This is a genomic window from Pseudoalteromonas caenipelagi (genome assembly GCF_013140855.1).
Lineage (GTDB): Bacteria > Pseudomonadota > Gammaproteobacteria > Enterobacterales > Alteromonadaceae > Pseudoalteromonas > Pseudoalteromonas caenipelagi.
On the sequence record NZ_JABBPG010000001.1, the window covers coordinates 779001 to 802701 of the forward strand.

17 protein-coding genes are annotated in these 23701 nt (G+C 42.3%); 5 read left to right on the forward strand and 12 right to left on the reverse strand.

Annotation, left to right across the window (positions count from 1 at the left end):
* Positions 1-3: 3 nt before the first annotated feature.
* The 7 genes from nudC to HG263_RS03415 form a co-directional block, all read right to left on the reverse strand.
* Positions 4-918 (reverse strand): NAD(+) diphosphatase, encoded by a 915-nt coding sequence (gene nudC / locus HG263_RS03385; RefSeq protein ID WP_171624651.1) that lies wholly within the window; start codon positions 916-918, stop codon positions 4-6.
* 138 nt (positions 919-1056) lie between these two features.
* A complete protein-coding gene (gene nagB, locus HG263_RS03390; RefSeq protein WP_171624652.1) occupies positions 1057-1860 on the reverse strand; it encodes a glucosamine-6-phosphate deaminase in 804 nt (267 codons plus the stop codon).
* A gap of 258 nt (positions 1861-2118) precedes the next feature.
* Positions 2119-3252, reverse strand: a complete 1134-nt coding sequence (gene nagX / locus HG263_RS03395) for a transmembrane glucosamine N-acetyltransferase NagX (RefSeq protein ID WP_171624653.1) — start codon at positions 3250-3252, stop codon at positions 2119-2121.
* A gap of 63 nt (positions 3253-3315) precedes the next feature.
* A complete protein-coding gene (nagA, locus tag HG263_RS03400; RefSeq protein WP_171624654.1) occupies positions 3316-4440 on the reverse strand; it encodes an N-acetylglucosamine-6-phosphate deacetylase in 1125 nt (374 codons plus the stop codon).
* Positions 4440-5351 (reverse strand): N-acetylglucosamine kinase, encoded by a 912-nt coding sequence (nagK, locus tag HG263_RS03405; RefSeq protein ID WP_171624655.1) that lies wholly within the window; start codon positions 5349-5351, stop codon positions 4440-4442. Before nagK ends, nagA begins: the two co-directional genes overlap by 1 nt.
* Positions 5352-5623: 272 nt before the next feature.
* Complete coding sequence (locus HG263_RS03410; protein ID WP_171624656.1) at positions 5624-6466, reverse strand: isopenicillin N synthase family dioxygenase; 843 nt, start codon at positions 6464-6466, stop codon at positions 5624-5626.
* 288 nt (positions 6467-6754) lie between these two features.
* A complete protein-coding gene (locus tag HG263_RS03415) occupies positions 6755-7564 on the reverse strand; it encodes a M48 family metallopeptidase (protein WP_171624657.1) in 810 nt (269 codons plus the stop codon).
* A gap of 179 nt (positions 7565-7743) precedes the next feature.
* Here HG263_RS03415 and HG263_RS03420 point away from each other — a divergent pair, with 179 nt between their 5' ends.
* Complete coding sequence (locus HG263_RS03420) at positions 7744-8934, forward strand: Bcr/CflA family efflux MFS transporter (RefSeq protein WP_171624658.1); 1191 nt, start codon at positions 7744-7746, stop codon at positions 8932-8934.
* Between the two features lie 29 nt (positions 8935-8963).
* On the opposite strand, the gene grpE is transcribed toward HG263_RS03420, so the two are convergent.
* Together grpE and HG263_RS03430 are read right to left on the reverse strand one after the other, a co-directional pair.
* Positions 8964-9566 (reverse strand): nucleotide exchange factor GrpE, encoded by a 603-nt coding sequence (gene grpE / locus HG263_RS03425; RefSeq protein ID WP_171624659.1) that lies wholly within the window; start codon positions 9564-9566, stop codon positions 8964-8966.
* 58 nt (positions 9567-9624) lie between these two features.
* The gene (locus tag HG263_RS03430; protein ID WP_171624660.1) at positions 9625-10569 is read right to left on the reverse strand and encodes an HrcA family transcriptional regulator; all 945 of its coding nucleotides are present in this window, start codon (positions 10567-10569) and stop codon (positions 9625-9627) included.
* An 85-nt stretch (positions 10570-10654) separates the two neighbouring features.
* On the opposite strand from HG263_RS03430, the gene nadK reads away from it, so the two are divergent.
* The 4 genes from nadK (at position 10655) to HG263_RS03450 (ending at position 16479) form a co-directional block, all read left to right on the forward strand.
* Complete coding sequence (nadK, locus tag HG263_RS03435) at positions 10655-11539, forward strand: NAD(+) kinase (RefSeq protein WP_171624661.1); 885 nt, start codon at positions 10655-10657, stop codon at positions 11537-11539.
* A 65-nt stretch (positions 11540-11604) separates the two neighbouring features.
* Positions 11605-12213, forward strand: coding sequence for a hypothetical protein (locus tag HG263_RS03440; protein WP_171624908.1), 609 nt, complete (start codon positions 11605-11607; stop codon positions 12211-12213).
* 90 nt (positions 12214-12303) lie between these two features.
* Positions 12304-13977, forward strand: coding sequence for a DNA repair protein RecN (gene recN / locus HG263_RS03445; protein ID WP_171624662.1), 1674 nt, complete (start codon positions 12304-12306; stop codon positions 13975-13977).
* Between the two features lie 615 nt (positions 13978-14592).
* Positions 14593-16479, forward strand: a complete 1887-nt coding sequence (locus HG263_RS03450) for an acyltransferase family protein (protein ID WP_171624663.1) — start codon at positions 14593-14595, stop codon at positions 16477-16479.
* Positions 16480-16780: 301 nt separating this feature from the next.
* Here the strand turns inward: HG263_RS03450 and HG263_RS03455 are convergent, their stop codons facing one another.
* The 3 genes from HG263_RS03455 to HG263_RS03465 form a co-directional block, all read right to left on the reverse strand.
* Positions 16781-18196: an FAD-dependent oxidoreductase gene (locus tag HG263_RS03455; protein WP_171624664.1), complete on the reverse strand. Its 1416-nt coding sequence runs from the start codon at positions 18194-18196 to the stop codon at positions 16781-16783.
* An 8-nt stretch (positions 18197-18204) separates the two neighbouring features.
* The gene (gene gltB / locus HG263_RS03460) at positions 18205-22659 is read right to left on the reverse strand and encodes a glutamate synthase large subunit (protein ID WP_171624665.1); all 4455 of its coding nucleotides are present in this window, start codon (positions 22657-22659) and stop codon (positions 18205-18207) included.
* A gap of 526 nt (positions 22660-23185) precedes the next feature.
* Positions 23186-23533, reverse strand: a complete 348-nt coding sequence (locus HG263_RS03465; RefSeq protein WP_171624666.1) for a Grx4 family monothiol glutaredoxin — start codon at positions 23531-23533, stop codon at positions 23186-23188.
* Positions 23534-23701 lie beyond the last annotated feature (168 nt).

Genomic DNA, 23701 nt, shown 5'->3' on the forward strand with positions numbered 1-23701 from the left:
CCTTTATTGTGCACGCCAATACTCTACTAAATACCGTGAAATGGAATCTGGCCGAGTAAGCTTATAGCCTGTACCTGAATCGCCCCATTGCCCAAATGTATCAAGTTGCTCACGAGAAAACCATTGGGCGTCTTCTAAATCATCTTGATCAATGTTAATGTCTGTCGAGCTTGCGGTGCCCATAAAGCCAAGCATTAACGATGATGGGAATGGCCAAGGCTGCGAAGCAATATACTTAACATCAACCACATCTATATCTGCTTCTTCTTTGACTTCCCTTATTACTGCTTGCTCTAACGTTTCTCCCGGGTCAACAAACCCTGCAAGCGTTGAGTATACACCTTCGGGCCAACTAGCTTGTCGCCCCATAAGACAGCGCTCAATACCATCGTCAAACGTATGGGTGATAAGCATAATCACCGCAGGATCGGTGCGAGGAAAGGTCATATGCCGACACTGGTCATTTTGGCAACGCCTTGCATGACCAGCTTCAATACTCTCATTGGTATAACCACAACGGCCACAAAAACGATGGGTTTTGTGCCAATAGCATAACCCTCTTGCCAGTACCCCAACAGATGCCATTTGGGGGTCAAGCTGCAAACCTATATGTCGCATATCGACAAACTCGAGCGTTGAGCCTTGCAGCAACGATAAAGTTGCTGTGCTGCTAGAAACATCCAATGCAAAATAGCTGTATTGTTGGTCAACGCCCAAAAATACAGCATTGTTTTTATCAAACTCTTGAACTTGCTCTAGCTCTAGTAGATGCAACTCACTGGTCGCAACATTCACCAAATTTCTATCTTTATCAATAAGTAGCCAGCGACTGTTGGCATTGATTTGACGTGTTATCCACTGCCGATCTTTGCGTTCATTAGAGGCACGGTTTAAGTGCATATGAGTGTAATGTAACAAAGCCTGATCCCTGTTGAAAATGTTTGCATAAAGCTATCATATAGCAGCACAAAGCTAAACTATTTACGCTGTACCTAATCTCAAAATACACGCAAAAAAAAAGCCCTTTCGGGCTTAAAGCTATAGTGTAACTCCACACTACAGAGAGGCAACAGACGCCAAATAGTCTTGAAGCTTTTGGTTTTCAGCTTCGATGTGTTGGTAAAACTCAATATTTTTTAACTTACTTGCAGCAAGCAGATCGATAACAATCACTGCATCTTTATGTAACTGTAAGGCCGATGCTGGGCAAGATGCCGTTAATGGTCCCTCGACCATCGCTTGAATGGCATCCGCTTTGTTTTCGCCTGTTGCAAGCAAAACCACCTTCTTGGCATCTAAAATTGTGCCTATACCCATGGTGATTGATAAATGCGGCTGATACTCACCTTCTTCAAAAAAACGCGCATTATCTTCGATAGTTTCTTTGGTCAGTGTTTTTACGCGTGTGCGAGATGTTAAACCTGAAGATGGCTCGTTAAACCCAATATGTCCATTACGACCTATACCCAGTAACTGAATATCCACTCCCCCTGCAGCAGCCATACGCGCTTCGTAATCTTGGCAGGCGGTAATAGGGTTTTTAGCATCTCCCGGTGGAACATGGGTGTTATCAATGTCTATATCAATATGATTAAACAGCTGTTCGTTCATAAAGTGGCGATAACTTTGCGGATGCGACCCCTCTAAACCAAGGTATTCATCTAAATTAAATGTTGTAGCGTCTTTAAAACTCAACTCGCCTTCACGGTTGCGACGAATAAGTTCTTGATATAAAGCCACTGGCGTAGAGCCGGTCGCTAAACCTAATACTGATTCAGCTTTGCGTTGTAGCTGAGTTGAAAATATGTCTGCGCCATAGGCTGCGACTTCTGCGGCATCATTTAAAATAACAATTTGCATAGTATAGGCTCAACGTTGAGTACAAAGAAAAATGGGATCTGAGCCTTACTTCGCGTGCAATCAAAGCAAGGTCAGATCAAACCTAATTGGGATACACTGTATTATTAGGCATTACCATTATGACAACGCTGTCATTATTATCAGAATAAAATGCTTTGTAAAGTAAAAGTGAAGAAAAATTTCACTATTTTCACTCCAAAAACGACGAAGCCCACGTATTCTGTGGGCTTCACTATCTTGAAATTATTTAAATCGCTTTTAAACGCTGACAAAAATCTTTCGTTTATACATCCAATGCAGCACTAATAACTGCACAGATAGCAACGCTAAAACACTTAACAATGGCTGCCAATTTGGCGCAGCCGCAGCGACTATCCCACCAAATACACTAAGGCTAATATAGTTCCAATTTACCAAAGATGAGGCTAGATAAATAATAATTGAATTTGCACCAATAATGATAAATGGGTAAGCCAATTTTTGTGTATTAAGTAAATCAACTGATGCATAAAATATGGCAAAAAGTATGGCACTCCACCCAACTGTAACGAGCACAAATGAACTAGTCCAAAGCTCTTTATTTACAGGGAAAGACAAATCCCATAACCAACCTAAGAGTAAACAACTAAAACCTGCGCCAAAGAGCACAGCGACACTGCGCCATTGACCAAACAGTTCAGCTCTTGCGATAAAGCGCCCAACAAAAACTCCTGCGAGTGCGTTTACAATGGCAGGCAAGCTCGATAACACGCCTTCAGGGTCAACAACTCTAGCCTGATAACTTATGCCTGGTAAAAAGTGTTTATCAAACCAAGCATTCCAACTGCCAGCACCAGTAGCAGAGAGATCGCCCGCAACTCCCCCTGGTAAAGGGATAAAACACAGCAATATCCAATAAAAAAGTAAAATACCAACAGCAACGTAAGCTTGAGTACGCGCACTGGTATGCCAAACAAGTAACGCACAGAAAAACCATGCCACCGCAATCCGCCCCAATACACTTGCGTAGCGTATTTCATCTAATGCGGCAGGTATACCTGTTCCCCAACCGTGGTTATATAAAACTCCAAGTAGGCACAGTAGCAAGAGTCTTTTTAACGCTTTTTGATAATATGATTTTCGCTCACCAAAAGGTAAATGATCAATGCGCTTTGGTGCTAGTCCCATCGCGACGCCAGAGAGAAAAATAAAAAGAGGAAAAATAAGATCATAAAAGGTAAAACCATGCCAAGGACTGTGCACAGTGTGTGCTTCGAACAACTTCCAGCCTTGCCAACCCGTAAGCACAAACAGTGCGGCAAATATTGATTGCCCCCCTAAAATCCAAAACATATCCATGCCTCGTAACGCATCAAGGGATGCCAGGCGCTTTTTAGTGGTATTTGTTGCCATAGGGAGCCTCATAAAAACAAAAGCCCCGTTAAACTGCAACGGGGTTTTTCTTCAGGGAAAAAACTAAATCTTTTGGCCTGCAATGTACGTTGCATTTGCAAACAAAGAATCATCGAGCAAAACAAAGTCTGCATCTGCACCCTCTGCTAAATGACCTTTGTTAGGAAGGTTTAAATACTGTGCGGGATATAAAGATGCCATACGCAGGCTCTCTCCAAGCGCAATATCCAAATCACTCACCGTATTACGTACTGCACTTGCCATATCCAGCACACTGCCAGCGAGTTCACCTGTGGTTGAGTTTAGTCGATCTCCAGTGCGTATCACCTTACGGCCATCAAAGAAGTCAAACTCCATATCATCTGTACCCACCGGAGGCATAGCATCTGTCACCAACATAACTTTGCCGCGTTGTTTTGTTCTTATAGCAAGTTTCGCTGACGTGCTATGCACATGATGTCCGTCAACAATCAAACCACACCAACTGTTATTGTCCCAAAGTGCCGCACCCACAACGCCAGGCTCACGAGAAGTAAATGCCGACATAGCGTTAAACAAATGGGTAAAGCCATCCGCTCCCACTCGCAATGCTTTCATGGTTGTATCAAAATCAGCGTTTGAGTGGCCAATACTGACTTTTACGCCCAATTTAACCAAGCGTTCAATGTCACTAAGTGGCACCGTTTCAGGAGCCAACGTCACCATTTTGATACCTAAGTCTTGGCGTTCGTAAATAGCAAACTCTTCATCGGAAATAGCACGAATATACTGCTCGCTGTGAGTCCCTTTTTTAGGGTGTGATAAATGCGGACCTTCAAAGTGTATGCCTACAATACCAGCTTGATTATTTGCAATAGCCTGAGCCACCGCATCAGCGGCAGCCGACATCACTTCAACTTTATCAGTTATAAGGGTAGGCATAATAGCTGTCGACCCAAATTGGCCGTGTGCTGATAATATTTTTGCTAGGCAATCAGTACTTTGTTCAGCATTAAAAAAAGCGCCACCGCCACCATTCACTTGAACATCAATAAAACCAGGCGCAACTAGACCATTTAACTGCTGAGCAGGCTCGTGTGTATTATCAATCTCAAAACTTATTTTGCCCTGCTCTACGGCAAAAACTACATTTTCTTTAAAATCATAGCCATCAAAAAATTTTGATGCCTTATATAATTGCCTAGTCATTAATTCGCCTTTATTAAGTCCTGTTCCACATTTTTTATTGCAAAGTAAATTGCGCCCATTTCTGGCGGCTGTTTAGGAAGCTCTACTAATTTTGCAATTTCAGGGTCTAACCATTTATTGAGTGGCTCAGACAAGCCCCCGATCATTGATAAGCGAGGTGGATTGTTCTCAAGCAGTCTTTTTGCCAGTCGGCTAATGTAGTCTGCGCCTTGCGTAACGATAGAAAGTGCAACTTCATCTTGCTGCTCTGCTGCATCAAATACCAAACGCGCGAGCTTTGCATAAACACTTGATGGTTGACCCGCCATTTGTTCAGCAATTCCCATCGCAGTTAACGTGTTAAAATGAGATTTAAATGTTCCGCTGAGTCTTGTGGTAGGCCCTAGTTCATCCAAGTCTAGTAGAACAGCTTTGGTAGCCTCTAAACCCATCCAAGCACCACTACCAATATCACCTTGCGCAAAGCCGTGACCACCGTAATTAACCGACTCACCATTTACAATAGAAAAACCACAGGAACCAGTACCAGTAATAATCACCGCTCCATCTTGTCCTTCGTGTGCTCCTATACATGCTGTATGCAAATCGGTAGTTAGAAACATTTGTTGAAACGGGTGATCCCACTGCATTATTTTGTCATAAAGCGCAGGTAGGTTTACACCGGCAAGACCCATTCCTGCATTTAGTTCATGCACTTGTTCAACACGTAAACCCGCATCTTGCAATGCGAGCTGGGTCGAAACCATAATTGACTCTAACGTACGTTCAAGACCATGAAGTGGATTAGCAGGCCCTCCAAGACCTGTGCCTAATACACCGTGTTGTTTTGAGTAGATAGTAGCGCGGCATTTTGTTCCTCCGCCGTCTATACCTATATATAACTGGTCTTGTTGCACCTGTTTAGCCATCATGTAGCGACCTCTATCGAATTGGGGTTGGCTCAATTTTATAGTTATTGCTGAGCATTGAGTCGTGTTGAATTAATGTTACACACAAAATGACAGCGTTGTCATTAAATTTTTGATAAAATTTCTTAACAATGAAAAATTCTAATATTGCATAGAATCTAAAGGTTGTCAGCGTAAATTTGCCATTCGTATTGAAGTTTTAGGGACGAAACTTACAGCTTGTGGCTTTTAAAATACTGATTAATAAAATAAAAAGAGCGGCTATGCCGCTCTTTTTATTTTACGCCTAACTCTGTTAGTCGCTCTTGTAAGTAGCTATCTGCGGTATAACGCTCAGACAATACAACATCAGGGCGTGGGTGCAAGAATAGCGGTAGCGATATTCTTGATTTTGTCGATGCTTTTCCTGTTGGGTTAATTACGCGGTGAATTGTTGATGGGAAATAGCCACCTGATGCTTCTTGCAGCATGTCACCAATATTGATAATTAATGAACCAAAATCACATGGCACATCTAGCCAACCACCCTCTTTTGTTTGTACCTGTAGACCTGGCTCATTCGCAGCAGGCAATACCGTTAATAGGTTAATATCACCATGAGCTGCAGCGCGGATAGCACCTGGCTCTTCATCACCGGTCATTGGCGGGTAATGGAGTATACGCAGCAATGTTTGCTCAGAATTAGCAATCATATCTTTTAAGTCGATAGAAAATTTCGCACGCACCTCTTGTGGTGCTTGCGCTTGTACCCAGCTCAATAGTGTGGCGGCAAATTCATTTGCTAGTCGATAGTATTCACGGATCTCTGCTTCTAATTGAGCTGGTACACGACCTTTGGGATATACGTGAAAATATTCTTTTATGTCTTTTACAGTGAAACCTTTTGCTACCTCAGATACATCTGGTGGAAAGTAACCATCCTGAGTCTCTTTGTCGAACAAAAACTCATGCTTTTGTTCAGAGTTAAAGAACGCTTGCCAATTTTTATAAATCGATTCTACGAGCTCTTGAGGGATTGGATGATTTTTTAATACACCGAAGCCTGTATTGCGTAGAGATTCGACAAATTGTGCGGCTGCGTCAGGCGCTTGATAATCGACCGTAGGTAATTGTTGCATATTGATTCCACTTGATTATTGCATGAATTCACTGGTAAATAAGCAATTGGTATTCTAACCCCGCCTATCTTAGTGCATATACTGTATAGATAGCTGGCGAGCATAGTTAAATACGCCTCTCCAGATAAGGACTTTTGTCCTCTTCCACTTTTAGTTATGCACTATTTTGAGCCAGATCAAATTTGTCAAAATGCACCACACAAATAAAGCTGGCTAAGCTAAATATAGCATTGCTTAGGCAAAGCACTTAGATTGTGTTTGTCCACAGGCTTTGCCCTTAACAAAAATTTACTTGCAGTTTGGTTTTCTACCCGCCTGCCAAGCCATTTGTTTTAGCTCGTTTGCGTTAGTCATACCACTTTGTAAATTAGCTATACGAGTTTGCGGTGCTGGGTGAGTAGACATAAACTCAGCTGGGCGCTCACCGCCAGAAGCTGCCTCCATATTTTGCCAAAGGTCAACTGAGCCTTGTGGATCAAAACCCGCTTTCGCCATCAAATCTAAACCTATAATGTCTGCTTCACTTTCATGAGAGCGACTAAATGGTAAAGCAACACCAAACTGAGCACCTAAGCCGAGCCCTTGCATAATAGCTTCTCGGTACTGCACGTCGCCCATTTGTAAAGCGACATTGCTAGCTTGTAGACCAAACTGCAACAAACTGTTTTGCGATACACGTTCGTTCGCATGTTGTGCAATAACATGCCCTACTTCATGGCCCATTACCGCCGCAAGTTGGTGCTGGTTTTTAGCAACCTTTAGCAGACCAGTATGTACACCAATCTTACCTCCAGGTAGTGCAAATGCGTTGGCACTATCTTCTTTAAAAACCACAACCTCCCACTGTTGATTTGCATACTCTGCTGGTAGCTGAGTAATTAGGTGGTCGGCAATGCACTGTACATAGGCATTTGTCGATTTATCTGATTCGATAGCTTGCTGCTCTTTCATTTGCGAAAAGCTAGCAACGCCCATTTCACTCATTTTTTGATCTGAATATAAGGTAATTTGTGTCCGTCCAGTGGGAGAGGTTTTACATCCCGACACTACCAGAGTCATAACCAAGGCACTGGTCAAAGTAGTAAGCACTTTCTTCATTCTGTTCATTCCCAATAACATTAAGCTTGCTGCTAGTTTAAAACATCCTAGCTTCGACTCAAGTAGTCAGCTTTGCAACTATTCATTTTTACCGCAAATAATTGCTATTCAACTATTAACTTAAGCTTAATTGCGCCCTTACCGTTATAATGGACAAAAGTTATCTTGTGTGAGTACTCGTGCAACATTCTCATTTTCTTGGTCGATTATTTTTGCCTTTATTGGCAAGTATTGTGGCATTAACGCCATTAGCAATAGATTTATATTTACCAGCAATGCTCGCAATTGCACAGCAATTAAACACCTCACTTGAGCAGGTTCAAGTTTCCTTGAGCAGTTATCTGGCAGGCTATGCGATGGGCATGCTTGTTTTCGGCCCACTTGCAGATAGGTTTTCACGCACACTCTTAGCACGTATCGGGTTATTGGGCTTTGCTATCAGCTCGGCCTTACTTGCCATGACGACCAATATTGAGCTATTCAACATTTTGCGGGTTGTGCAAGCATTTACAGGTGCTGCAGCAAGTGTTGTGGTTCCAGGGATCATTCGCCACTATTACCAACAAGACACAGCTAAAGGCATGTCTTATGTGTCAATGATCATGATGTTAGCGCCTTTACTCGCCCCAAGTATTGGTGCAGCACTGATGTTAATTTGGCACTGGAGTGCAATATTTTGGTCGCTTGCCCTATATGCATTACTCGTATTAGCTTGCTGTTTTTATGCCGATATAGACGTACCAAGCTTTAACAAAAGTAAAATATCACTGTCATTTTTCCTAAAAAACTATCGCGTTGTGCTGTCTAATAAAAAAAGCCGTTTTGACATACTTACATCCATGTCAGCGTCGTTTGCATTCTTTTGTTTTTTAACGTCAGTTCCATTTATTTATCTTGACTACTTTTCGGTATCTGAGCAGTTATTCGGCATTCTTTTTGCGCTTAATGTGATGGCCCTGATGTTTGGCAACTTTTTAAATACCCGTCTTGTACCAAGGCTAGGCTCTAGACGAATGCTGTTTTTGGGCCTAATGATAGGTTTGCTTGTGGGTAGTGCCCTCGTAATTGAAAGTATGATGTCTGTGAATGTTTGGTTATTTGCCAGTACCGTTGCCCCGTTAATGATGAGTTTGGGGATCATTGCAAGCAATGCTGATGCCCTTATTTTAATCGCGTTTGAGCAGCATTCGGGCACAGCCACAGCTGTAATTGGTACACTGCGCTTTGGCAGTGGTGCTCTCGTAGGCCCAATTTTAGCGTTTATTGAACCGAGCAGCGCAGTACCGTTTTCAGCCCTTATGCTAGGCGCTGTATTGTTATCTATTTGCTATCAAATAATCCAAAAATCACGCATAAAAAAAGCCGATTAACATCGGCTTTTTACGTCTAAAAATGCAACTTACTCTGCTTCTTTAGATACCATCACCATTGCAGGACGTAATAAACGACCATTCAATGTATAACCTTTTTGCATTACCGCAAGTACGGTGTTTGGCGAAACATCATTGCTAGGTTGAATAGACATCGCTTGATGTAAATCAGGGTTAAATGTTTCACCTTGTGGATTAACCATTTCAACACCGAACTTCGAAAGTGCATCTGCGAAGCTCTTAAGCGTCATATCAATCCCCTCAAGCACTGGCTTTAAGGTTTCGTTTTCTTTGTCAGAAAACTCAATTGCACGTTCAAGGTTATCCAGCACAGGTAACAACTCGTTTGCGAACTTTTCTAATGCAAACTTATGTGCTTTTTCAACATCTTGTGCAGCTCTACGACGCATATTTTCAACATCAGCAGCAGCTCTTACCACACTGTCTTGTTGATCTTTGATCGTTTGCTTTGCTGCTTCAAGCTCAGCGTAAAGGCCTGCAATTTCTTCTTCAGGGCTTAGCTCTGTTTGCGTTTGCGCTTCTTCTTGCTCTGTTTCTTGTGTTTGAGCCGCTTGCTCTACTTGCTCAGCAGCTTCTTGTTCATGTTCAGGGGCATTGGTTTGCTCAGACATGTAAGATTTCTCCGATTCTTTACAACTGTGGCTAATTATGGGGATTGAAATTTGAGATTCAAGTCCCGATTGGCGTGATTTGAGAAAATTGTGTAATGATTGCTTCAATTGGTGCATTTACTGGGCAAATTACGCAAAACCGACTTTGATATTCTCCGTTTTGAAAATATGGCACACTCAAAACCAGAGACTGTTTTACATTGAGCGTGCTTAACTCTTCACCCAATAAAACAGATATGCCATTTCTAAACGCAAGTTTGTCTTCAACTTGGTGCAAAAACGACACACCAATATTAAGTTCAGAATCAATATCCAAGCCCTGATATAAAAATCGTTCACCTACCACAATACTATTGTCAGTACCCAATTGATAATGTAGCTCTCGCGTCCATTGTGCCAATTGATCTCTACAATTTTCTGGGGCGCTGTGCGCCATTGCCTTCATACGGTGCAAACCTTCAATCAATGTTTGCTGGCTAAATACCGTGTTCATCCAAGCAGCGAATAAATAACGGTGCTGATCACTGTCATCTTTGGGCTTGTTGATACAAATATTATGTGACTGACCTGCTCTGTCTATCAATAGAACCAGCCATGAGGCGCTATCAAATGCTAATACCTCAACTCTGAAAACAAGTTGAGAGCTGGCTTGTGGTAAACCCACACAACAGCAAATATTAAATTTTTGGCTTAGGCTATGTGCAAACTCAATCAATTGACTTTGCTCTGGTTGCCAGTAATTAGCAATGTCATGCAACGAAAAATACTCATCTAGCCAGTATTTTAGGCCGGAGTCTGTGGGTACCCTACCAGCTGAGGTGTGCGGTGAATACAGTAGCCCAAATTTTTCCAATCGAGCCATAGCATTACGTACTGTAGCCGAACAAACAGCCATACCTTTTTGCTTGGCTATTCTGCTAGAAGCCACTGGATGCCCTTCACCATTGCAGTATAAACTCATTACCGCAGAGAAGATTTGTTGGTCGCGTGCTGTTAATTTCATATTATTTATGTAGTGACATCATTTGCCAGTTTCAAGTGCTGACTTTTTAAGTTAGTCTTGCGCTATTATTATCAAGGAATTCAACATGACGACTCCCTTCAAAACTATAGGCCTAATTGGAAAGCCTAACCATGAAGGCGCGGCGTTGACCTTACAACGCTTATACACCTTTTTGCAAGCACTTGGTTATACCGTTTTAGTTGAGCAGCGAGTTGGTGCGCAAATTTCTAACATTGATAACAACGTGCTTACTGAATTGGTCGATCTCGGCAGTCAATGTGACTTAGCCATTGTGGTCGGTGGAGATGGCAATATGCTCGGGGCAGCGCGTGTATTAGCGCGCTTTGATGTGGCCGTAATCGGAGTTAATCGGGGTAACCTTGGCTTTTTAACCGATCTCAACCCCGAAGGCTTTGAAGCCAGCCTAGAAGAAGTGCTTAGAGGCGAGTTTATTTCAGAGTCGCGCTTTTTACTAAAAGTAGAAGTATATCGACACGCCCAGCTAAAGAGCGCCAATTTAGCTGTGAACGAAGCGGTACTGCACGCCGATAAAGTTGCACATATGATAGAATTTGAAGCGTTTATTAATGATGAATTTGTGTTTTCACAACGCTCAGATGGCTTAATCGTGTCAACGCCAACAGGCTCAACGGCCTACTCTTTATCGGGAGGCGGGCCAATACTCACCCCGCAGCTCAACGCGATGGCGTTGGTACCCATGTTCCCACATACACTCTCAAGCAGACCCTTGGTTGTTGATGCAAACAATGAGATCCGCCTAAAGCTAAGTTTAGAAAATACCGATAGCTTGCAAGTAAGCTGTGACAGTCATGTGGTTTTGGCACTTCTTCCAGGTGATGAAGTGGTTATTAAAAAAGCAGATAAAACGCTGCGTTTGATCCATCCAAAATCATACTCGTATTACAATGTGCTCAGACAAAAATTAAATTGGGGCAGTAGGCTTTACTAATGCCTCAAAGATGCCGCAAAATAGAGCCTGTTATTTTTCTAGTTTAGGAAATTTTAGTTGATATGATCAGTTACATTGTTTTTTTCACTCTTCTGCTCCTTATTACCCTGTTAGGAGTGTATGTAGTGATAGAAAATAATCGCAAAAAAGCGCGAGAAGCCGAAAAAAAGATATTCAACGCGCGTCTTAAAGAGGTCACAGATAACTTTAAAGCAAAGACAGCCGAATATGTAGATGCAAAAGTACTACGGCCTAAATATGCACCCAAAGTAAACGCTATTGTAGGTAATTTCTTTGTTGTGCAAGCACATACAGAAGCGAACCTAAATCAACTAGAAAAGATAAGTGAGCAATTTACCCGTGCAGTCGGCACTGAGTTAGGTAAGTCCAGAGTTACAGGCAATAAAGACCAGCTTGCTGAACAGCTGCAGTATTTTGTTGCTGAACTCCCTTCGTCAGGTATTGCATATAACAAAGATTTTTATTACGAAATATTGCCAGCTCTGATTGCCCTAATTAAAACACCTGACGTGTCAGTTGATGCATTTGATGATGGCCAAGACGAAGAACAAGAGGGCAACTTTGAAGAGCAAGATGCTAATCCCAGAGACGATCAAAACAACCAATTAGAGCAGCAAATGGCCGCTGCAAGGCAACGTCTCACTACAAGCTAGTTCACTTGTTCATTAATAGTTAAAATTCAAGTTGCAATTATTAAGCATACTGTATAAATTAACAGTATAACCACTGTTTGGATGCACAGTATGCTTATCAACTTAGAAATTAAAAATTTTGCAATAGTTAACGCCTTAAATATTGAATGGCGAGCAGGTATGACAGCCATCACGGGTGAAACCGGTGCTGGTAAATCTATTGCCATTGATGCCCTATCCTTATGCTTAGGTGAACGTGCAGATCCTGCTGCAATCCGACCTGGTACCGACAAAGCACAGATAAGTGCGCACTTTGACATTGCTGATCTGCCAGTTGCTCAACAATTTTTAAAAGAGCACATGCTCAATAACGAAGATCAAGATTGTATTTTACGCCGCGTTATCAGTAAAAATGGCCGTAGCAAAAGTTACATCAACGGCGTTGCTGTCACTGCCGGGCAGCTAAAAGACCTTGGACAATACTTAATTTCTATTCATGGTCAGCATGCTCACCAGCTGTTGCTTAAGCCTGAACATCAGTTACATCTTCTTGACGCTTATGCAGGTCACTACTCGTTGTTGAACGCGGTAACGACTCAATATACCCATTTTAACAAACTACAACGCGAATACTCAGAACTGCAAAAACAACAACAAACGCAAGCTGCAAAGCAGCAGCTGCTTGAATACCAAGTAGCTGAACTGGATGAGTTTGCTCTTGAAGAGGGTGAATTTGCAGAAATTGAAGCTGAGCATAGCCGACTAAGCCACAGCCAAACCATTATTGACACCTGTCAAAGAGAGTTGTCATATTTATATGAAAACGACCAAACCGTTCTCAGTCAACTTCAGCATAGTGCTCAGCAATTTAGTGAGCTATCTGGCTACGATAGTAACCTAAATCCAATCGCGCTTATGCTTGAAGAAGCTGCGGTACAAATTGAAGAAGCGTGTAGAGAGTTACGCAGCTACAGCGAGAACATTGACCAAGATCCCATGCGCTTACAAGAGCTGGAAGAGCGACTGTCAAAAACCATGGATTTATCTCGCAAACATGCCGTTAAGCCTGATGAACTTTACGCATTTCATCAGCAGTTAAAGTCAGAACTTAACGATATTAGCTCAGATTCACAGCGCCTTGACGCTCTTGAGCAAGAAATTGCGGATGCTATTCAGGCTTATAATATTGCCGCTAAAGGCTTGAGCGAAAGCAGGCACGCAGCCGCTAAACAGCTTAACGAACTGATCAGCAAAAGTATGGCGTCGCTATCAATGGAAAATGGTCGCTTTGCCATTGAGTTAACACAAAAATCACAGCAAAAGCCAGCCGCAAAAGGCTTTGATGATATTGAATTTTTAGTTTCAACAAATCCAGGACAGCCAATGCAGCCGCTTGGCAAAGTTGCATCGGGCGGTGAATTGTCGCGAATAAGCTTAGCTATTCAAGTGATTATTGCCCAGCGTGTTACTACCCCTACCCTTATTTTTGACGAAGTAGATGTAGGTATTTCTGGTCCTACCGCATCGCAAGTGGGCAAGCTGCTACGACAACTGGGTAAATCAACCCAAGTGATCTGTGTAACCCACCTACCACAGGTGGCTTGTAGTGGCCATCAACAGTTTTTTGTTGCCAAGTCTGTGGAAAATGGCGAAACCTTCACTGCAATGAAACCTCTCGAACATGAAATGCGTGTAGAAGAAATAGCTCGCTTAATTGGTGGAGATAAAATCAGTGCTACCACCAAAGCCAGTGCCCAAGAGCTGCTGATGGTGCAAAGTGCTTAAAAGCAAATAGCTCCCATTGATGTAGTCACTTATCCCTGATGTGATAAGTGACTACACTCAAAATGGCTGTAGAGAAAATTATTTAGAGCTGATCTCAGCTTAATCATTTTAAGGGACAAGGCATGATGCTAGCTGCCTTAAAAACTTCTCATTTAGAACAACTAAATAGCAATGTTTTTGCCTTTCAATTGATAACATATTATTGCCTAAAAATAGACCACTTAGTTAAGTGGAATGGTATAACTATAATATTCCAATTGCCCAAATCCAACACATACGCAGCCCGATAAGTTACTGCTATCATCGCGACACTTACCCTAACTTAATCGCCAGTCGCACCACCTTTTGTAGTTAGTTTGTTTTGAAATTATTACGTGCCTTTATCTCTCGTTGTTCTGGAATATTGTCATGGCATTTCGAGTGTAAATCTCCCATAACGTATCGCATTCGAATTATCCCGCATTAGTTTTGTTACTAATGATTGGCGCACTATTCCCTTGGGTGGTGACCTAAGTTCTCTAAATATCTATTTCGTTACTCAAAGAAAATGAGAAGAGTTACTTGATAACAACCCCAATAAGGGTACAATCTAATCTAATTTTTGGACGGAATTCGATGTATTTCAGATATGATATCAATGGATTAAGAGCCTTAGCAGTAATCTCAGTGGTTATATTCCATTTTAATGACCATTGGCTACCTGGAGGATTTGCAGGAGTAGATATATTTTTTGTTCTCTCTGGTTTTTTAATGACCAGTATTATTGTTAAAGCCGTTGATACAAACTCTTTTTCGTTCGCAAACTTTTACTTATCTAGATTTAATCGTTTGGTCCCAGCACTACTGTTTGTATGTGTAGCCCTGCTCGTGATTACCTCATTCTTCGTACTGCCGTTAGAATTTAAAGATTTGGGCAAACATGTACTCGCAAGCATGCTGTTTATATCCAACATTATTTATTTTCGAGAGAGTGGCTATTTCGATGTTGACTCTGCGCAAAAGTGGCTTTTACACACTTGGTCTTTGTCAGTAGAGTGGCAGTTTTATTTAATCTATCCAATCTTATTGCTGTTGTTATGCAAGCTATTATCTAGAAAGTATTTACCCATTACATTAAGCATTTTGACTGCTGGATTTTTTATCTTTAGTGTCATGGTAACAAAAAGGTCCCCAAATGAAGCTTATTTCATGCTGCAGACTAGAGCGTGGGAGTTGATGATTGGTGGCATTGTATTTTTTTGTAACTATAACTTACCCGAACGAACGAGAAGCTTCCTCTACTATGTTGGATTATCACTCGTTTTACTAAGCTTCTTCATTTTTAATAAGCAGACACCTTGGCCAGGAATATATGCATTCACTCCAGTATTTGGTACATGCTTAGTGTTAATTGCTAATAAGCAGAACTTATTATTCGAAAAAAATGCGGCTATCCAAGCGCTTGGTCAGTGGTCTTATTCCATCTATTTGTGGCATTGGCCTGTGGTAGTTTTTATGACATATTGGGGGTTTAAGGGCGGCTATATTCTTGGCATTGCAGTGAGCATTTTCCTCGGCTACTTAAGCTATAAATTAATTGAAAGCCAGAGGCACTTCAAGGTGGACCGAATAAGCAGGCTTGTGTTTTCCAAACTGAGTTTTGTTGGATTAATTGTTCTACTGATTAGTTTTTCTTCATTTCGTACTCAGGGCTTTCTCTTTTTACACGCAGACAAAATTCAACAACTAGCAGCCGCTAAAACCGACTTAAACCCAAGAAAAAAGGAATGCTTTCATTTGAAGTCTGGTAGCTGCAAATTTGGTGATGACGAGCCATCCTTTATTTTATTAGGAGATAGTCATTCATTATCAGTCGCTACAGCCCTTTTAGAGGGAACTAAAAAAAGCTTTACATATTATGGTTACGGATCATGTAACACGATGTTTGGTGAATTCACAAATCTAGAGTCTCCAGACTGTAATGTTTTTAATGATAGGGTATACAGGGAAATTAAAAGCAACAATTTACCAGTCATTGTAGTTAATAGTGGTGCATACCCTGTAGGTGACGCATATATGCGTCACCCAGACAAATTCGATATCGAGCCCATTGTTAAGTTTGACAAGCTAGGTGATTATCGAACGCATTACATAAATCGATTTAGTGACTCAATGTGCCGCTTAAAACATGATAGAGAAGTGTATGTTTTTACACCATTGCCACGCATGCAAAGTAACGTTCCCGACCATATGATGAAAGAGTACCACCGACTAGGATATGTAAATGAATATACCATCCAAAAGCAGCAATACCTCGATACACATAAGATTATTTTTGAAGCCCAAGAAGTGGCCAAAAGAAGGTGTGATATAAAACTAGTGGATGCTACGCAAGCGTTATGTAGTGAACAGTTCTGCTTTGGCAGCTCTGAAAAGTTCCCCTTATATAGCGATACCAATCATCTAACAGAGCATGGAGCTCAAAAGCTAATTCCAATTATTCGAGAAACAATTATCTTGTAGGTAAGCTATTAAGCAAGCTGAAACTGAAACGGTGCAGCCACCTGAATTTAATGCTTTGAGAAGCAACTTATCTAAGATTGCTTCTCTATTTTAAGTTCCAATTGAGTGAGCGCTGCGCTCAGCAAAGTTACCAAAGCAATTTACCGATTGCTATGAGTTACACAAAAACTCCGTCGTTATATCTTACATTGAGTAGCCACGGTTAAATTAAATATAACCACCTAAGTATGACCATAAAAAGCCCGCTTGCGCGGGCTCGATGGTCTTACTACTTAGTTTGAAACTAGTTTCTATCAAATCACTAAACGCCTAAGTAATCTAGAATGCCTTCGGCGGCGTTGCGACCTTCAAAAATCGCGGTAACCACTAAATCTGAGCCTCGCACTGCATCACCACCAGCGAAAATTTTGGGATTACTAGTTTGATGAGTAAACTCGCCTTTTTCGGGTGCTTCTATGCCGCCCCAGTGGTTAATTTCAACATCATATTGCGCTAGCCACTCAAGACTGTGAGGCTTAAAGCCAAACGCCATAAGTACCGCATCAGCGTCTAGCACATGTTCAGACCCAGACACTTCTTCGGCTCTACGGCGACCATTTTCATCAGCCTCACCTAATCGCGTTTGGACCATTTCAACGCCTTTCACATGACCATTGTCGTCAACCACAATACCCTTCGGTTGCAGGTTAAATTTAAACTCAACCCCTTCTTCTTTGGCATTTTTTACCTCACGGCGCGAGCCCGGCATGTTTTCTTCGTCACGACGGTATGCACACACTACCGATGTGGCGTTTTGTCTTATCGATGTACGCACACAGTCCATTGCGGTATCACCACCACCAAGTACCACAACTTTTTTACCCGCCATATCAACAAATGGCTGTGCAGACTCATCATAACCCATAACTCGGTTGGTGTTACCAATCAAAAATGGCAGTGCATCATATACGCCCGGCGCGTCTTCGTTCACCAATCCACCACGCATACTTTGATAAGTGCCAACTCCAACAAACACCGCATCGTATTGTGATAACAGTTCATCCATACTGATGTCTTTGCCGACTTCGGTGTTCAACTTAAATTCAACACCCATTTCAGTAAAGATCTCACGGCGTTTTTCCATCACTGATTTTTCAAGCTTAAATGATGGAATACCAAATGTGAGCAAACCGCCAATTTCTGGATTGCGATCAAACACCACTGGTTTAACGCCATTGCGCACTAAAATATCAGCACACCCCAGTCCAGCGGGGCCTGCGCCGATTATTGCCACTTTCTTATCGCTCCACACTACATAAGACATATCGGGCTTCCAGCCCTGTGCAAATGCCGTGTCAGTAATGTATTTTTCTATATTACCAATAGTGACCGCTCCAAACTCTTCATTGAGTGTACAGGCGCCCTCACACAATCGGTCTTGTGGACATACGCGACCACATACTTCAGGTAAGCTATTGGTTCGGTGTGATAACTCTGCCGCTTCAAAAATGCGGCCATTTCTTATTAACTTCAGCCATTGTGGAATATAGTTATGCACAGGGCACTTCCACTCACAATAAGGGTTACCACAATCTAAACATCTATCTGACTGCGAGCTAACCTGACTGTTCGAAAACGGCTCGTAAATTTCTACAAATGACTGCTTACGAGTTGAGATTGGCTTTTTGCGTGGATCAACGCGTTGTACGTCTATAAATTGATATACATTTTCGCTCATACTTCCCCCTATTGAGCTTGCACACGAAGTTCAGCACTACTGCGTGCTCTGTGCCCTAATAGGCCTTTAAGATCACTTGATTTAGGTTTAACTAGCTTGAACATTGGCAAGTACAAATCAAAATTTGCTAAAACCTGCTCTGCACGTGATGAACAAGTGAGATCTGAGTGCTCAGCAATTAACCCTCTGAGATGCTCTTGATGAGACGCTAGATCACTCAGCTCAACCACTTCAACAAGTTCAGGGTTAATGCGCTTTTCAAAGTCATTGGCTTCATCTAGTACATAAGCAAAACCACCAGTCATACCCGCGCCAAAGTTCACACCTACCGCACCAAGTACACAGACCACACCGCCAGTCATATATTCACAACCATTGTCTCCTAATCCTTCAACAACCGCTTGAACACCAGAGTTACGAACCGCAAAGCGTTCTCCCGCTCGACCTGCGGCAAACAATTTGCCGCCTGTTGCACCATACAAACATGTGTTACCCATAATGGTCGCTTGGTGGCTTGCGAAGTTAGAGCCCATTGGAGGTCTGATCACCAGTTTTCCGCCAGCCATACCTTTGCCCACATAATCGTTGGCATCACCGACTAGCGTCATTTCCAGACCACCTGCATTCCATACCCCAAATGATTGACCCGCTGTACCGTGTAATTCGATTGCAACTGGGTCTGCCGCCATACCTTGGTTGCCATATTTACTGGCAATATAGCCTGATAACATCGCGCCTACAGAACGGTCTGTATTAGCTATCCTGTTCACCAAAGAGATACCTGACTTTTCGTCGATGGCTTGCTTAGCTTTATCAAGCAACAATTCATTAAGCTTACCCTCATAATGAGACGTATTCTTGGCACTGCAATACAGTGTTTCACCTGACGGATTATTTGGCTTGGCCAACAAGTTTGATAGGTTCAACTTGCTTTGTTTAGCGGTACGGCCTTCAATCATCTCTAGCAAATCTGTACGACCAACTAAGTCAACAAGTCTTGTTACACCTAATTGTGCCATCAATTCACGTGCTTCACGGGCAATAAACTTGAAGTAATTCATCGCCATTTCTGGTAAACCGTGATAGTGCTTTTGACGCAACGTTTCATCTTGTGTTGCGACGCCTGTTGCACAGTTATTCAGGTGACAAATTCTTAAATATTTACAGCCCAGTGCAACCATCGGCCCTGTGCCAAACCCAAAGCTCTCTGCACCTAATATAGCGGCTTTGACTATATCTAAACCGGTTTTTAAACCACCATCTGTTTGCAAACGAATACGGTGACGTAAACCGTTCTCAACCAAAGCTTGCTGGGTTTCCACTAAGCCAAGCTCCCACGGGCTGCCCGCATATTTAACTGACGTTAACGGGCTTGCACCCGTACCACCGTCATAACCTGCAATGGTTATAAGGTCTGCATACGCTTTTGCTACACCTGTGGCAATGGTTCCAACCCCAGGTTCAGACACCAATTTCACCGAAATCATAGCATTGGGGTTAACCTGTTTGAGGTCAAAAATTAACTGCGCTAAGTCTTCAATGGAGTAAATGTCGTGATGCGGTGGAGGCGAGATCAACGTCACCCCCGGTACCGAATAACGTAACTTCGCAATATATGGTGTCACCTTTTCACCTGGTAACTGCCCGCCTTCACCGGGCTTTGCACCTTGCGCTACTTTAATTTGGATAACATCAGCACTTTGTAAATAGTGTGGGGTTACACCAAATCGCCCTGAGGCAACTTGCTTGATACGCGAATTCTTTTCAGTACCAAAACGCAGCTTATCTTCACCACCTTCACCCGAGTTAGAAAAGCCGCCTAAACGGTTCATGGCAATCGCTAATGCTTCATGCGCCTCTGGCGACAAAGCACCGATACTCATTGCCGCGGAGTCAAAACGTTTATACAGCTCGGTTGCAGGTTCTACATCATCGATACTCACAGACGTTTGCGCTTTCAAAGCCAACAAATCACGTAAGTTAGTCACCGGTCGATTATTTACTAAATCTGCGTATTTTTGATAATCATCATAACTGCCAGAGCGCACCGCCACCTGCAGTGCTTGCACAACATCAGGGTTATATGCATGGTACTCACCACCGTGTACATACTTAAGTAAACCACCATGAGTTAACAACTTACGCTTGCTATAAGCCAGTTTATGCAATTTAACTTGGTCGCTTTCAAAGTCTTCAAAAGATGCCCCTTGAATACGGTTTGCAACCCCTTTAAAGCACTTCTCAACCACCGTATCAGATAAGCCAACCGCCTCAAACAACATTGAACAGCGATAAGACGCAACCGTACTAATACCCATTTTCGACATGATTTTGTACAAGCCTTTATTAATCGCATTACGATAGGCCAATGTCACTTCACGATAGGTTTTTTTGATCACACCTTCGTCACACATAGCAACCAATGATTCGTATGCCAAATATGGGTAAATTGCGGTTGCACCAAAGCCCAGCAGAACCGCAAACTGGTGTGGATCTCTGGCGCTACCCGTCTCAATAAGAATGTTTGAGTCACAGCGAAGATTCGAGTCAACCAATCTTCTTTGTACAGCGCCTACCGCCATTGCAGCAGGCACTGGTAAAGTCGCTTCACTGATATCACGATCACTTAATACCACCATCACGCAACCCGCTTGTGCCTTTTGTTGTGCTTCATCACAAATACGGTCTATGGCATTTTCAAGCCCTTCCTCCGGCGTGTAGTTAAGCGAAACTTTGCAGATTGAATAATGTTGATCATCCGCATTGCGCAGCTGCTGCATGTCTGAGTATGACAATACTGGTGAGTCAAACTGCAGTCGTTTAGCATGTCCCGTGGTTTCGTTAAATACATTCTGCTCACGACCAATACAAGTAGCCAACGACATCACGTGATTTTCACGTAGCGGATCAATAGGTGGGTTGGTTACTTGCGCGAACTTTTGTCTAAAATAATCAAACAAAGAGCGATAGCCTTCTGATAGCACCGCAAAAGGTGTGTCATCGCCCATTGAACCAGTTGCTTCTTGGCCATTTTGGCCCATTACACGTAGTACTTGGTCAAGCTCTTCATTGGAGTAGCCAAACAGTTTTTGGTGGGTCAATAACATTTGGTCATCAATATCTCTACCGCCCGCTTGCTCCTCATCTAACTGCTCAAACGGCGTTAAACGCTTAACATTTTGCTCCAACCACGCTTTGTATGGGTGACGCGCTTTCAGGTCTTGGTCAATCTCATCCGATTGCCAAATTTTACCATGCAATGTATCAACTACCAGTAACTCGCCTGGTCCGACACGACCTTTATCAATCACCTCATCTGCCGCGTAATCCCAAATACCTACCTCAGAAGCAAGCGTAATAAAACCATCTTGGGTTAATACATAACGCGCAGGCCTAAGGCCATTTCTATCTAGGTTACACGCTGCAAAACGACCATCTGACATGACGATCCCTGCGGGGCCATCCCAAGGCTCCATATGCATCGAGTTAAAATCGTAAAATGCACGTAAATCTTCATCCATCGCACGATTTTTTTGCCATGCTGGTGGCACGAGCATACGCATCGCGCGAAATAAGTCCATGCCCCCTGCTAGAAACAGCTCAAGCATATTATCCAAGCTTGATGAGTCAGACCCCTCTTCATTTACAAAAGGTGCCGCACTTTGTAAGTCAGGTAATAGTGGTGATGAAAACTTATAAGCACGCGCCCTTGCCCACTGACGGTTACCAGTAATGGTGTTTATTTCCCCATTGTGTGCCAAGTATCTAAATGGCTGGGCCAAAGGCCAACGGGGTTGCGTATTGGTCGAAAAGCGCTGGTGAAAAACACAAATTGCACTTTTCATGCGCATATCCGCAAGGTCTAGGTAAAAATTCGGCAAGTCTGCTGGCATCATCAGACCTTTATATACCGTCACCAAGCCTGACAAACTAGCAATATAAAACTGCTTATCATCAGCCAAACGTTTTTCAATTCTGCGCCTTGCGATATAAAGGCGACGCTCTAAATCTTTGGGTCGCCAACCTTCGGGGGCACTGACAAATACTTGCTCAAAAATTGGTAATTGCGCCTTTGCAATTGGACCAAGCATTGATGGATCGGTAGGCACTTCTCTGAATCCAACCAGCGTAAGTGTTTCTTTTTCTAATTCTTCACCTATCACTTTTCTTGCAGCATTGGCCAGCTCACTATCTGTGTTAAGAAATAGCATGCCCACCGCATAGTTTTTACCCAAACGCCATTGCTGTTCATCAGCAATTGCACGGAAAAAACTGTCTGGTTTTTGTAATAGAAGCCCACAGCCATCACCGGTTTTGCCATCAGACGCAATACCGCCTCGGTGCTGCATTCGATCTAACCCTGTTATTGCTGTACGAATGAGTTTGTGACTAGCTTGGCCGTTAATATGCGCAATTAAGCCAAACCCACAATTATCTTTTTCTAGTGCTGAGTCATATAACATGGACTCCTCCCCTTGCTACAACTGCCGTTGGTTACACTTCTAACGAGATTTTTTGGCAGATATTCAAAATTAGCGAGGTTTTATATGCGAGTCAACATAATTATGAATATATATTCATGAACTTGAATATTTCTCATTAGTTTAAAAAATTAACAAAAAACAACTTTTCAGGTGAAAAATACATAAAAAGACCACAAAAAGAAAATGACACCAGTGTCATTAGCGATTCAAAGTTAACAAACAAACTTCAAAATCACAGTTTACGTAAACGTAAACCGCAACAAATATGAATAATTATTCAACATTCGTAATGGTACAAGGAGTTAACTCACCACATTTTTGTGCATATTATTCAGCGTCCGCATAAACATAAAATAACAATCTAACGCTTACTCCAGCGTTAAAACAAAACGCCTTACGTTAACGTCAACCAAATTCATAAAAACATATAAATGTACAAAGATGTGGACATAAAAAAGCCCAACTCTTGGTTGGGCTAAAAATTATATTTATCCAGAAAGGCTATTTACTCAGCTGAGTCAGACTCTTCTGTTTTATATTTTGCTGCTGTTTCTTGGATCAAAGGCTGTAATTCACCGCGCTGAAACATCTCGATAATGATATCGCATCCGCCAATCAGCTCACCTTCAACCCACAATTGAGGAAACGTTGGCCAATTTGCGTAATGAGGTAGCTCGGCACGAATATCAGGATTAAGTAAAATATCAACGTAAGCAAATTGCTCACCACATGCCATTAGTGCTTGTGATGCTTGTGATGAAAAACCACAGTTAGGCAATTTAGGAGAGCCTTTCATATAAAGAAGAATCGGGTTTTCAGAAATTTGCTGTTTAATTTTATCAATGGTTTCCATCTTTAACCTCAAAGTGACGATAGCATTTGGTCTGTGATAACAATGTGTGCTTGAAATATCACCATTAAGACCATATTTACAATTAGTATTAAGGCAACGCCATTGCTGTTTGCCAAAACTTGAGTAAAATACTCGGGAATTATAGTATCACTATAATGCCAATTCGTA

Coding starts and splice junctions, on each gene's coding strand:
- nagA (WP_171624654.1), bottom strand. CDS start 4,440: ATGACTAGGCAATTATATAAGGCATCAAAATTTTTTGATGGCTATGAT.
- nagK (WP_171624655.1), bottom strand. CDS start 5,351: ATGATGGCTAAACAGGTGCAACAAGACCAGTTATATATAGGTATAGAC.
- recN (WP_171624662.1), top strand. CDS start 12,304: ATGCTTATCAACTTAGAAATTAAAAATTTTGCAATAGTTAACGCCTTA.
- HG263_RS03415 (WP_171624657.1), bottom strand. CDS start 7,564: ATGAAGAAAGTGCTTACTACTTTGACCAGTGCCTTGGTTATGACTCTG.
- nagB (WP_171624652.1), bottom strand. CDS start 1,860: ATGCAAATTGTTATTTTAAATGATGCCGCAGAAGTCGCAGCCTATGGC.
- nagX (WP_171624653.1), bottom strand. CDS start 3,252: ATGGCAACAAATACCACTAAAAAGCGCCTGGCATCCCTTGATGCGTTA.
- nadK (WP_171624661.1), top strand. CDS start 10,655: ATGACGACTCCCTTCAAAACTATAGGCCTAATTGGAAAGCCTAACCAT.
- gltB (WP_171624665.1), bottom strand. CDS start 22,659: ATGTTATATGACTCAGCACTAGAAAAAGATAATTGTGGGTTTGGCTTA.
- HG263_RS03450 (WP_171624663.1), top strand. CDS start 14,593: ATGTATTTCAGATATGATATCAATGGATTAAGAGCCTTAGCAGTAATC.
- HG263_RS03455 (WP_171624664.1), bottom strand. CDS start 18,196: ATGAGCGAAAATGTATATCAATTTATAGACGTACAACGCGTTGATCCA.
- HG263_RS03465 (WP_171624666.1), bottom strand. CDS start 23,533: ATGGAAACCATTGATAAAATTAAACAGCAAATTTCTGAAAACCCGATT.
- grpE (WP_171624659.1), bottom strand. CDS start 9,566: ATGTCTGAGCAAACCAATGCCCCTGAACATGAACAAGAAGCTGCTGAG.
- HG263_RS03430 (WP_171624660.1), bottom strand. CDS start 10,569: ATGAAATTAACAGCACGCGACCAACAAATCTTCTCTGCGGTAATGAGT.
- HG263_RS03410 (WP_171624656.1), bottom strand. CDS start 6,466: ATGCAACAATTACCTACGGTCGATTATCAAGCGCCTGACGCAGCCGCA.